The organism is Collinsella aerofaciens, assembly GCF_901212495.1.
Classification (GTDB): Bacteria; Actinomycetota; Coriobacteriia; order Coriobacteriales; family Coriobacteriaceae; genus Collinsella; species Collinsella aerofaciens_H.
In genome coordinates this window covers 1-881 of record NZ_CAAKNY010000048.1, presented here as the reverse complement: position 1 = coordinate 881, position 881 = coordinate 1, and the positions used below count along the sequence as shown (strand labels likewise).

General features: G+C 54.6%; 1 protein-coding gene. It reads left to right on the top strand.

Annotated elements, in window-relative coordinates:
• Positions 1 to 120: 120 nt before the first annotated feature.
• Positions 121 to 840: a GntR family transcriptional regulator gene (locus SFLMC1_RS05665; protein WP_152074110.1), complete on the top strand. Its 720-nt coding sequence runs from the start codon at positions 121 to 123 to the stop codon at positions 838 to 840.
• Positions 841 to 881 lie beyond the last annotated feature (41 nt).

Here is an 881-nt window from a genome sequence, read left to right as displayed (position 1 = left end):
CAAAATAAACCTGTCCCTTTTTGGTAGGGTGGGTGTATCGTTTTATCGTTATGAGGTAACATAAAACTAGACGTTATATACGTATTAGTAATTTCGATATTTCGATAAGAGTGATCAGATATGCCTGCGCCCAAAAATGCACCGCTTTACCAGCAGATTTACGACGAGATTAAGGACGAGATCGAGAAGGGTGTTTATGCACCCAAGGAGCGTATTCCGTCCGAGCTTGAGCTAGCCGAGCAGTACGAGGTGAGCCGCATAACGGTGCGCCGTGCCGTCGAGGAGCTGTGCTCCGATGGCTACCTGGTTAAGCAGCAGGGCCGCGGCACCTTTGTTTCCACGCCGCACATCAACCGCCAGTTCTACGCCTCGACGCTGCAGACGTTTACCGCACTGTGTGCCGACAATGGCATGAAGGCTGGTGCGCATGTGGTCGATCGCCAGATTGTTCCAGCGCGTCAAAACGAGATGGAGTTCTTTGGCCTGCAGAAGGATGCGCTGCTGCTGCATATTAAGCGCGTGCGTACGGCCGACGGCGAGCCCATCTTTGAGGAGAACATCTTTGTGCCGTTTGACGCATACCGCGAGCTGTTAACGGCCGATCTTGAGGACAAGTCGATTTTTGCCGAGGTCGAGCGTGTTGGCGGAACCCCGATTGCATCGGTTGGTTACCGCACGGTCGAGGCTGTTCGTGCCAATGTCGAGCAGGCAGCCGAGTTGGGCATTGCCCCGCATGACCCACTGCTCAATCTGCGTGCCGGCTTTACCGGCCCCAATGGCGAGCCGGTTTTGCTCGGCAAGCAGTACTACGTTGGCAGCCGCTACGTCATGGTCATATAAGTTACGCGGTTTTACCAAACCGCGTAACAGCTCGACGCTGC

Coding starts and splice junctions, on each gene's coding strand:
- SFLMC1_RS05665 (WP_152074110.1), top strand. CDS start 121: ATGCCTGCGCCCAAAAATGCACCGCTTTACCAGCAGATTTACGACGAG.